Annotated in this window: 9 protein-coding genes and 2 pseudogenes; 10 read left to right on the top strand and 1 reads right to left on the bottom strand. The window is 32.1% G+C overall.

All coding sequences use genetic code 11. The annotated features are described in order from the left end of the window. Nucleotides 1-657: 657 nt before the first annotated feature. The gene (locus V7S50_RS28785; protein WP_336376580.1) at nt 658-2124 is read right to left on the bottom strand and encodes a catalase; all 1467 of its coding nucleotides are present in this window, start codon (nt 2122-2124) and stop codon (nt 658-660) included. Between the two features lie 1326 nt (nt 2125-3450). Between V7S50_RS28785 and V7S50_RS28780 the strand changes: the two genes are divergently transcribed. From V7S50_RS28780 to V7S50_RS28735, 10 genes and pseudogenes are all read left to right on the top strand, one after another. Beyond that, the gene (locus V7S50_RS28780) at nt 3451-3573 is read left to right on the top strand and encodes a hypothetical protein (protein ID WP_336376581.1); all 123 of its coding nucleotides are present in this window, start codon (nt 3451-3453) and stop codon (nt 3571-3573) included. 622 nt (nt 3574-4195) lie between these two features. After that, nucleotides 4196-4474 (top strand): annotated as a pseudogene (locus tag V7S50_RS28775) (hypothetical protein); the annotation flags it as partial. Between the two features lie 569 nt (nt 4475-5043). Next, nucleotides 5044-5739: a response regulator transcription factor gene (locus tag V7S50_RS28770; RefSeq protein ID WP_336376582.1), complete on the top strand. Its 696-nt coding sequence runs from the start codon at nt 5044-5046 to the stop codon at nt 5737-5739. 263 nt (nt 5740-6002) lie between these two features. Next, a complete protein-coding gene (locus V7S50_RS28765) occupies nt 6003-6314 on the top strand; it encodes a heavy metal-binding domain-containing protein (RefSeq protein WP_000637486.1) in 312 nt (103 codons plus the stop codon). Between the two features lie 548 nt (nt 6315-6862). Continuing rightward, nucleotides 6863-7150 (top strand): ArsR/SmtB family transcription factor, encoded by a 288-nt coding sequence (locus V7S50_RS28760; RefSeq protein ID WP_147807523.1) that lies wholly within the window; start codon nt 6863-6865, stop codon nt 7148-7150. Between the two features lie 27 nt (nt 7151-7177). Next, nucleotides 7178-7276: pseudogene (locus tag V7S50_RS28755) on the top strand (IS6 family transposase); the annotation flags it as partial. 421 nt (nt 7277-7697) lie between these two features. After that, nucleotides 7698-8210: an RNA polymerase sigma factor gene (locus V7S50_RS28750; RefSeq protein ID WP_336376583.1), complete on the top strand. Its 513-nt coding sequence runs from the start codon at nt 7698-7700 to the stop codon at nt 8208-8210. Continuing rightward, nucleotides 8194-9174, top strand: coding sequence for an anti sigma factor C-terminal domain-containing protein (locus V7S50_RS28745; RefSeq protein WP_336376584.1), 981 nt, complete (start codon nt 8194-8196; stop codon nt 9172-9174). The genes V7S50_RS28750 and V7S50_RS28745 overlap by 17 nt, the downstream gene beginning before the upstream one ends. A 368-nt stretch (nt 9175-9542) precedes the next feature. Further along, the gene (locus V7S50_RS28740) at nt 9543-10874 is read left to right on the top strand and encodes a MurT ligase domain-containing protein (RefSeq protein ID WP_336376585.1); all 1332 of its coding nucleotides are present in this window, start codon (nt 9543-9545) and stop codon (nt 10872-10874) included. A gap of 162 nt (nt 10875-11036) precedes the next feature. Further along, nucleotides 11037-11759: a type 1 glutamine amidotransferase gene (locus tag V7S50_RS28735; RefSeq protein ID WP_336376586.1), complete on the top strand. Its 723-nt coding sequence runs from the start codon at nt 11037-11039 to the stop codon at nt 11757-11759. The last annotated feature ends 54 nt before the right edge of the window (nt 11760-11813 follow it).

Below are 11813 nucleotides of genomic sequence, written 5' to 3'. Positions count from 1 at the left end.
AGTGGGAATTTTCATTTGTAATTTTTTTGTTACCTTCAAGTCAACTAGTTATATGTTAAAATATTTATATTCCTCCTAATCAATTCATGTGATTAGGCGTGCCCTAAAGAGCCCCTATCTCCTAAGGGCTCTTTTCATAAAATCTAATATTCTATCTCATTTCTCTACTCTATAAAGTAAACTTAATTCATATGATAAAACTTTTTACGCTTGCATACCCACAAATCAATATCCTCAACATCATATACCTTGAAATCTTTCTTCAGGACCTTCCTCGATATGAGAGTTATTTAGCGATTCTTAGCACTGTTTATAGATATGTAGTTTTTACACAATTAAAATCAATTAACTATCTGTTTTTTCTTATGTATTCTTATAAAAGGTTAATTATTTCTTCGCCAAGATTCCCTATGCATAGGGAATCTTGGCGAAATTTGTTATAACGATAACAAAAAAATACAGTCAATACATTTTTCCTATTCATTTTGAAAATGATACACAAATTTTAATGAAGCTTTAATACTCCTATCTATTGTTGAAGGGAATTAAAAAAAGAAATTGTCTCTAAAAAATTGTTTATCAACAAATTTTTGAGACAATTTCTTTTTTAGCATATTTTAGGTTGTATTTAAGGATAAAATAAAATTAAAAATGCTATTATTTTGTAGAAATTCCTACATACGATGAAATATCAACATTTAATGCTTCTGCTAAGCGAATACCATATTCGCGATCTGCACGGAAGAAGTTACAAATAGCTAGTAGTTTCGTACGTTCATTTACGTCTTTCAAGTCGTTAGTTAAGTTTGCAATTAAGTTGTCTTGCTCTTCTTTAGAGAATGAACGATAACGCTCACCGGCTTGTTTGAAGTCGTTCGGTTTCTCATTTTTTTCACGAGATACATAGCCTCCTACTCTCATAGTAGAATCGCGGTATGTTGGGTCTTCAACTGGATTTTCAGTATGGCGGCTTGGTTCATAGTTTATTGTAGATGGGTTTTGATTTACTTGCATCGCACCATCACGTTGTTGATTACGAACAGTTGCGTATGGGCAATTTACAGGGATTTGCAAATAATTTGCACCAATTCGGTAACGCTGTGTATCTGGGTAAGAGAATAAACGACCTTGTAATAGTTTATCTTCAGATGGTTCAATACCAGGTATAGTTGCACTTGGTGTAAAGGCCGCTTGTTCTACTTCCGCAAAAAAGTTTTGTGGGTTACGATTTAGTGTCATTGTCCCTACTTCAATGAGTGGGAAACAATCTTCTGGCCATACTTTTGTTGGATCTAATGGATCGAAATCTAAAGAATCCATTTGATCTAATTGCATCACTTGTACGTGTAGATCCCATTTTGGATGATTTCCTTTTTCAATCGCATCGAATAAATCGCGAGTTGCATGATTGAAATCTTTACCTTGTACTTGTTCTACTTCTTTTGCACTTAAATTTCGTACACCTTGCTGTGGTTTCCAATGATATTTAATGTAAATAATTTTACCTTTTGCATTAATCCATTTAAATGAATGGACTCCGAAGCCTTCCATTTCACGATAGTTTGCTGGTGTACCATAATCAGAAAATACCCATGTCATCATATGAGTAGATTCTGGTGTTAACGTCATAAAATCCCAATAACGATCTGGCGTTTGAATATTTGTATCAGGTGCTGGCTTTAAAGAATGCACCATGTCAGGGAATTTAATTGCATCACGAATGAAGAAAACTGGTAAATGGTTACCTACAATATCGTAGTTTCCTTCTTCTGTATAAAATTTAACAGCGAACCCACGCGGATCACGTGCTGTCTCCGGAGAGCCTTGGCCATGAATAACTGTTGAGAAACGAACGAATACAGGCGTTTCAGTTCCTTCATTTTGTAAAAATGCTGCCTTCGTATATTGCTTCATACTGTTTTTTGTTACAAATACACCGTGAGCACCTGCACCACGTGCATGTACAACACGCTCTGGAATACGTTCACGATCAAAATGAGCAAGCTTTTCTACTAAATGATAGTCTTCTAATAATACCGGTCCACGGCGACCAGCTGTACGAGAATTTTGGTTATCTCCAACTGGAGCACCTTGGTTTGTTGTTAAGCGATTATTTGGATTCATGAAGTGGAACCTCCTTTTTATAAATAATAATAATTTTCTTGTGATAATTATTATAATTTAATATATATTTAGTTTTATTGCTTGTCAATAATTAAAAATCGTTTGTATTTCATTTTTTGAGATAAGGTCCTCGAATTAATCTATAAATATATCTTGTATATTTACCATAGCCACCTAAAATACTATGCATTAAATCCAATTGGACAATAAACAAAAGAGTCATAACCTACTTTATATAAATCTCAAGTCAAGTCTTGTACATCCGATTAAATCTATGACTCTGTTTTATCACCTAAAATTCCCCAACCGATTAGTAACCTTTTAAACTAGAGCATACTAATCACGCATCTTTTCTACAGTTTCATTCCCCTTATATTTATATAAATTAATCCGCATGAGTACTCGTCCATCATTTTTGAATTTTTTCAACCCCTCTCCAGTGGTAACTATATGCTCAACTAAGTAATTATTACATGTTATGTAGTATGTATATTAAGTTGTAATTATTATAAATTGATAATTGATAAAAGTAAATAATTTGTCGATAAATGTCATGAAAAAACCAATATCAATTCTTTTTTTATAATTTTTATAAAAAAAGAATTGATATTGCAGGGGGATTATATTAATATCATTCGAGGATATTATGTACTATTTTGGACTACCGCCAGCGTTTTGGAACAACCAAGCTTTTTAAATGAAAAGATCTCCAGCGTATGATATTCGCCTTTAGGCTAGGAAGATATTAATTTCTTAGGAGAATATAAGTTTGGGAGATTACACCCAATGAGTTTACATTGCTTATGTCTTTGGAACATTAAAGAGCCAATTTGCTCAGAACGTGGTAAATTGGGCTCTTTTCTTCTCTGAATTTTCTTAGCTTGGTTTTTTTTCTGAAATAAACGTTAATTGTGAGGAGAGAATGCCCATGCTTAGAAAATGCCTAAATATAGGGAGCTTATTATTAATTCTTACTTTGCTAATTATTGCTTGTGTATTACAGGCCTTGGGAGAGGAGAATGGGGAATGACGGATGCAATTATAGAAATTTTTATGAAATTCATTGTGATTTATTGTATAGGCTGTTTTGGTGGTAGTTTGTTATGGAAAACGAAAACAGATTGAAAGATAAGGAGATTCACTATGAGCCTTCCATCCGAAAAAAAGATGTTGCAGCAGGTTAAAAAAAGCAACGTTAAACTGTAATGATGATCCTTTGGCTTTTGTAATAGGGATTAGAAATGGATTTTTAATGGTAATGCCATTTTGGTTAGTTGTATTGTATTTAGTTATATGATAACTCCATAACTACGAAGGGTGAAAGAAATGATTGCTTCGAATGGAATTGTAGATATCCATTCGAAAAAGCAGACCCAAGAATTCACAATGGAAATGAAAAAAGAAATGCTTCATGAAACCATTGGATTCGTGTGGGGGAGAACTACATAATCATTTTAAGTTGAACTATCTTTTATATTAAAGCTAAGTTTGAACTACTCACCACTTAACGTCCTAACGGACTGTTTGAAGTGGGAGATTCCTGCGAACACCGATTATCCACAGGCTCTACCCATAGTCCCTACGGTGAGAACATAAGTATCTTGTACGTTGACTCACCACACTCCCTACTTTTAGCTTGGTTTTCGCAACTTCGGCAACTGTGGGCGATAGAGCGTTGAAGATTTTACGGTTGCAACGTTTTTCTGCAACCAAACTCATATCTTCAGTTTTCAAAGAGCAATCTGTACAAGTAAATGATAGCAAACATGTTGGCCTATGCCAACCGACATTCATCTCCCACCTAAAATTGGTGTTTTACACCTTCACATTTTTGAGTAAGGAGTCTTCTGTCAGAAAACGATAAAGAACAAGCTCATTAATCCGAACTTAAGGTGTTTTTTGTACAAAGTGAGAAGAAGGACAACTTTTTAGAATATATCACTAGCCATTTGAGATTATCCTTCCTTTCATGCTTTTTAAATCATGTTAGCTTGTAAAGATTCAATGCGTGCTCTTTGTTCCTATCCTTTCTGGATCGTATATGAGGGCAATAGAGGGGGGAAATAACAAAATGAGTTTAATCACTCCACATTATTTGCTTGTAGGCGGATGTTCGAAAGACAAAGTGTTACAGGCACATAAAAAAGCAAAAGAAATATTTGATCCGAATAATGAAATGATCAAAGTGATAAGTCCGTTGAAAAGCAACTCCTTTTTTATATTTTATGACGGTAGCCATCACAGATGGAAAAATGAAGATGAATATATGAAGGCGAAAACGGCATATATTCAATACCTTGTAGAGTCTGATATTCAGTTTATAGAAATGGCAACACAAGAATTGATTTCTTACAAGCATGCAAAAGGTCCAAAAAAACTCGAACAGCACATCTATCATGTAGAAAGAAAAAAGCGACGCATCATTAATCAGCTAATCGATTGGGGAGTTTCAAGAGGCTCAACTTTATTTAGGTGAATCAGAAGAGAACTTGTATTACCTAGTCAAAATGTTTTGAGGTGTATATAAAAACGTGGGAATTTAAGAGCAAACGATGAAAAATATTTCGTTTTCACGTGAAAATTATGTGGTGGTAGAGTTGACAGGAGAATGAGATTAAGGACGAAAAAGTCTTATCACTTAATTAATATAAGGCGAATAAACTAGGGATACCACTCCATGTCCACCAACTTAAGAATCTTTACTAGCTTCACGTTATTCTTTCTAAAAGGCTAAATAGAAAGGATGACAGTTTTTTACTAGATTTTTAAGTTGATGGACATATATAGTGACTCCTAGGAGTTGATACATATAAAAAAAGAGCTCATGTATATACAGTTTTTAAAAAACAAACTACCAGAATCTTAGAACTTATATCAAATCCATAGCCGTTTATCAACAAGAGTAAAGGAGCGGTGAGTATGACAACAATTTTAGTATTAGAAGATGATATAACCATCCGTAGTTTTATTACATTGAATATGAAGCGTGCTGGTTTCAATGTTTTAGAAACCGATACAGGTGAAAAAGCTCTTGAGCTTTTAGAACAGCATAATGTTAATATTGTAATACTTGATGTTATGTTACCAGGAATAGATGGATTTCGGGTATGCAAAAGCATACGAAAAAACAATGAAGATATTGGTATTATTATATTAACGGCACTTGTTCAAGAAAAAGATCAGGTACACGGTTTGACAATTGGGGCAGATGATTATATTAAAAAGCCATTTAGTATAAATGAATTAGTAGCACGTGTACAATCATTGCTAAGAAGAATTCAAAAAAATAAAAAGGATTTGGAATTGATTCATTCGGGGCCATTTCAATTAAATCTTCTGCTAGGAGAATTGTATAGGGATGAGATAGTAATTGATTTAACTCCAACAGAGTATATTATTTTACGATATTTAATGGAAAATTCCATGAAACCAATTTCACGTAATGAACTTTTAAATAAAATATGGGGTATAAATTGTGTAGGTAATACAAAAGTCATCGATGTGAATATTAATCGTCTTCGTCAGAAGATCGAGACTAGTCCTTCTAATCCTGAGTTTCTTCTTACGGTACGAGGAAAAGGATATAGATGGAACGAAAACAAACATTGCAATTAATTTAGCAGAAAATCGATTCGCTTATACTTTTTTTTAATTACAAAAGTATTTACAAAACTTACAAAAACTATTTTTACTATTGAAAGCATTTTAATATTAGTGTTAAGAAAACAAGTTTTTTGTGGATAGCTTGTTTTCTTTCATCCTTACAGAACTGTCATCTTTATGTAAGGTTATTAGATAGTTTATTTAGCTTTTAAAATTAATAATAGGATTATAGCAAACAACAATAAATTTTTAAAAATTACAGGAGTGTGTTAATAATGATCGTAACAACAACTAATACTATTCAGGGTAAAGAAATTATTGAGTATATAGACATCGTAAACGGTGAAGCAATTATGGGTGCAAATATCGTACGCGACATCTTCGCTTCTGTTCGTGACGTTGTAGGTGGCCGTTCTGGTGCTTATGAAAGTAAATTAAAAGAAGCTCGTGACATTGCCATGGAAGAAATGAAACAACTTGCAACGCAAAAAGGAGCAAATGCAATTGTTGGTATCGATGTAGACTACGAAGTCGTTCGTGATGGAATGCTAATGGTTGCAGTAAGCGGTACAGCTGTACGTGTCTAAATAGCAAGTAAAATATAACCTAATTGGTGAACTGCAACTCCAATTGTTAGACATAACTAACAAGTAGAGTTGCAGTTTTTTATAGGAAAATATTCTTTGAAAAAAATTAGTTACATGAGGTTCTGGTGAATAGTTAAACATGTATCAAATAAGTAGATACATTTGGTGTAGGGTTTACACAATCGGTATTAATTATTGAAATTTCTGGCCTAGCCCAAAGAGGATTCTTGCGAAGGCACATGAAGGGACTTAATCCCTTGGTAAAAGTCAATTTCTGCTACTAGAAATCACTGATTTGGTTAAGCCAAGATACCTAGCACAAGCATATGGTAAGAAACCATCAAATATGACTTTGGAATTATGTATTATATGAAAAATCCAAATACAACATTTTCAGATGAATTGTAGGAAGTAAAAAAAGAGAATAAGAGTGTCTCGAGCATACCGGGTTATGTTGAAAAAATAAAAAACTAATTAAATCAAAAACACAATGCAGAATAAATTATTAATATTATAAACATATATTGATTCAAAAGGAGATGTTTAGTTTGTTAAATTATGAAAAAGACGCAGAAGTTTTTAAGGCATTAGCTCATCCAATACGAATTAAAATTTTGAAAGAATTAATTACAAGAGGAGCATGCAATGTAACACAAATCGTAGATATGCTGGGTATTCCACAATCTACTGTTTCACAGCATTTATCAAAGATGAAATCTCAAAAATTAGTTATGAAGAATAGAAAAGGATTAGAGGTTTATTATAGTGCTCAAAACAAAACTATTAATTCCATTGTCGAAATAATACTAGATTACAAATCTAGTAATTGTAATTGAAAAGCAATAATCTTTGTACCAGAACCTCTTAAGTCAACCAAGGATTTTTGGCCATTTTATAAAACCCATGTGAAAATTAAAGGTCAATGGATGTATCTATATTGTTCTATTGATTTAAAAGGTAATTAAAATAACTAAGGATGCAGCATACTTAATAATTTTAATTCCAATTGATTGTTCAGGTTACATTAGAATTTGTGTATTGCCTACCTACCTCTCTGCAATACAAATTTATGTAAGAATGGCTTTGAACCTTGACATCAATTGGAAGTCTATCAAATAAAAAAAGCCGGAAGTATCTCCCCCTAACCTTCCGTATTTATACACCGCCATAGTAATCCTTCAATTATAGTATATCTACCTTTTATAGTTTTTTTGCAACAGAATCCTTTAATTAGTAGTCTAGGAAAAAAGATTACCTTGCGATGTATTCAATAAATGAGAACTGTTCTTGTTTTAAATAATAATTAAAATTATGTCAAAAAAATTGATTATCCTGTCAACCAAATAGAAACTTAAACGTTATAAATATAGAAGGAGGTAAGAGATGCGAGATGATGTATTTCAAAAAAGATTAAAGCAATACTTAGGTTTTATTTTTAATTATTTATTAAAACTTGGAATATCTAGAGAGGATGCAGAAGACCTTGTACAAGAAACGGCTTTAAAATATATCCAAAACTTAGAAGGGATTCCCCCTGAAAAAGTGAAAAGTTGGCTGTTTAGAGTAGCTATAAACAAAAGCTATGATATTTTGAGAAAAGAAAAAAGAAAAGATAAATTTTTAATAGAATTATCTATATTAGAAAATCTTGAATCTGATTTACCGGATGATTGTCTTTTAAAAGAAGAGCAGAGTGATGAAATAAGAAAAGTATTAGATTTACTTCCTAAAAGATATAGAGAAGTATTAATTCTAAAATATGTAGTAGGTTTACGTTATGATGACATAGCCCTTTTATTTGAAGTCACTACTGGAACTGTTAAAACAACTGTATTTCGAGCTAAAGAATACTTTATTGATATATATAGGGGGATGCAAAATGAACATAAAGAATGATGAAAATCAATCTGAATTTTTTCTAGATGATAAGGAATTTGAAAAAACCATGCGTAAAAGTAGAAGAAAAGCAATTATAAAAAATGTAGTTATTACCGGGAGTGTATTAATTGCATTGTATGGTGGATTGAGTTTTGGGAATAATTATTGGCTATCTGAGCGTCTGACAAAGAAAGATAATGCTACAGGAGTATGGTTATCTATTACTGAACCTAATGTTGAGCATCATGCATCATTTTATAATTGGAATTCTTTTTCCGTTGACGCAACTCACAAATATTCGAAAAAAATAGGAGAACGTGTCATACCTTGGGAATCGTTAACAGGACATTATAATCTTATTTATTCAGAAAAAGAATCTTCTAATTGGATTAATCATTATAACGAAAAAAGAAAAGGCTGGGAAATTTATAACAGTCAAAATGGACAAAGAGAGCTTATTTTTTATCATCCAAAAGTTCAATATAAGCATGTTCCTAATGATTTAAACTTACTTGATGAAATAGGATCGAATAAATATGTTGAATATGCGCTATCTTTTGATCGTCCGTATTCAATTAGTGATGTTCAAAATCTTTTAGACAAACAAAATACAGAATGGCTTTGGATAGACACTGAATCAGATAAAGAGATAAATAGCATGAATCAGCAGGAACTTCAAGAAGAAGTAGGAGGATTATTTAATCGTGGAAAAATATATGGTTATCCATATAACTCAGAAAACGACTGGCAATCTCCTGAATTTTTTATAAGCACCTTAAAATCCCCTGATTTTTATGGAGATTATGCTGATAAAGCAAAAGAAATATTAACAAATTTAAAAAAGGATAATCCTAAATTGACCCCAGAAAAAGTGAAGATTGTTGGAGCGGTAGTAACTGGTACTCCTGATGAATTAAAGAAATATCAAAGTAAAGAATTTATTAGAGCTTCTTCACTTGGGGCCACAATAGATAAATATTAATGATTAGATTAGGATTTGAGAAGTTGAATGAAAGGTTCTAGCGCAAGAACTATAGTACATCAAAAAAAAGAATAAAAGGTTCCTAATGGAACCTTCTGTTTAACATTTTGTTAATGAGGATTTTCTAATTTTAGATAGACTGACAATGAAAATCAATTTGTCACTTTTTAATAGACCATTTTCGTATAGCTTTAAAATTAAACCCAAGATTGTATGATATAGGAACTATTCTATCAGAGAACAGGCACCCTAGCTCACTTGGTATGTAAAAGAAATTTATAGCGCTGGGTTTTCATAGAACTTTTTAATAATTTTAATAGTGTCTTTTTCAATAATTAGAAGGAGACAAGCAAGGATGGTGATTAATAATGTTATTTTATATAGGATTGATGGTTGGAAAGTTAGCAGGATATAGCAGTAAAAAATTAGGTTTTAATGGGTCTAACATTCCAGGGAAAATTCTAAATTACTTATATAAGAATGCATTACAAAAACTAGCAAAACAGATGGAAACCGTAGTTCTGATAACGGGTACAAATGGGAAAACAACAACTAGTAATTTAGTTTCTTCTATTTTTAAGTCCAATAAAATTGAATATATTAGTAACATAGAGGGATCTAACTTATTAGAGGGAATTACCTCTGCTTTTATAAAAAAAAGTAATATACGAGGGAAAATAAAAGGCATGAAAGTGGCAGTTCTCGAAGTCGATGAATTGACAATGACCGAAGTTTTGAAACAAATAGAGCCTCAATTGATTGTTGTAACAAATATTTTTCGAGATCAGCTGGATCGTTACGGAGAAATCAATATACTGATTTCAAGATTACAAACCGCTATTCATTCTAGTGATGCTTACTTGCTGTTAAATGGTGATGATCCATATAGTAGACATTTTACTAAACAAAAGAATAAGACCATGTATTTTGGTTTAAAGGAAAATGTAGGGGATTTTCATAAAAGTAATATTAGAGATGCAGTTTATTGTTGTTGTTGTGGCAGCCTATTGAAATATACATATACGCACTATGGACACCTCGGAAAATATTATTGTTCATGCTCCATGAGTGGTCCCGTATTAGATTTTGAGGTTACCTCAATTCAATCACAAAACAACTTAACGATTACTATACAAGATCAATCCTATACTTCCAATTTGAAGGGTGAATACAATGCATATAATATGCTAACAGCTATAAAAATTGGAGAGTTTGTAGGTTTTAGTTATGAACAAATTCAAAAAGGATTAAGAGAATATCACACGAGTAATGGACGTATGCAACAGTTTTTTATTTCACAAAATATATACCATCTAAACCTAGCTAAAAATCCACAAGGGATGAACTGTACGTTAGATTATTGCATACAAAATAAGAGGATAAAACAATATGTTTTTATATTAAATGACTTGCTTGCTGATGGAAAAGATATCTCCTGGATTTGGGATGTTGATTATGAACTATTAGCAAACTCCAATGTAAGCCATATAATTTGTGCAGGAACACGTGCCCACGACCTTGCAGTTCGTTTAAAATACGCGGGGATTTCTATAAATAAAATAAAAGTTATCTCAAATATTTCGACTGCCTTACAGAATAGCATTGTGGCAGGGAATGAAACATCTGTAATTAGTAATTACACAGGATTAAATACTGCCCGACAATTTTTAAATACTAAAGGAACTGTGTCTCCTTTATAAATAAGATGGTATCTACATATATTTAGTCTAATAACTTAACTACGCGCACATAGATTTCAAATGCACCGAATAAAGATTTAAAACTAAAAATAACAATATAAATTAGGTATTACCCTAAAATATATATAAGATTTGATTACGTTTTTAACATCAGGAGGTACTATGAAAAAATTAATTATCTATCATTACTTCCCCAATACTCTTAATCTATACGGCGATCGAGGGAATGTGACCATTCTACAAAAACAATTAGAATGGAGAGGAATCGAAGCCGATATTCATTATGTGGAACAAGTAAAAGATTATCCTATATCTCAGGCTGATCTAATTTTTATTGGGGGAGGGAGTGACAATGAACAGAAAATAGTCCAAGAACAATTATTTTCAATTCGAAAAGAATTGAAAGTAGCAATAGAGGATGGCTTAGCAGCATTGTGTATTTGTGGAGGATATCAACTATTAGGGGAGTATTATGAAACTGCAAACAGTGATATCATACAAGGCCTAGGAGTATTACCATTTTATACATCATGTAAGAACACAAACTCATTGAATCGACTAGTAGGGAATGTAAGAGTACAATCTGAAAAGTTTGGAAGAATAGTAGGGTTTGAAAACCACAGTGGCCAAACGTTTCATTCTTTTGAATATCTTGGTCAAGTTCTACAGGGTTATGGAAATAATGCAACAGAAAAAAAGGAAGGGCTTTTGTACAAAAATTTGATAGGTACGTATTTACATGGGCCATTTTTAAGTAATAATATTCATGTATCAAACTGGTTAATATTGCAAGCACTAAATAGAAAATATGGACTTACAGAATTAGAGCCATTAGAATGTAATTTGGAAAAGAGAGCATCCGATATCTCATGGGATAAGAGGTAAAATAAGGTTTAAGTGCTAATATAATTGAATTTGAAAAGAGATGTGACTTTACCC

This window comes from Bacillus sp. CCNWLW194 (genome assembly GCF_037120585.1).
GTDB lineage: Bacteria > Bacillota > Bacilli > Bacillales > Bacillaceae_G > Bacillus_A > Bacillus_A basilensis.
The sequence above is the reverse complement of the archived record's forward strand: the minus strand, read 5'-3'. Positions and strand labels throughout refer to the sequence as shown.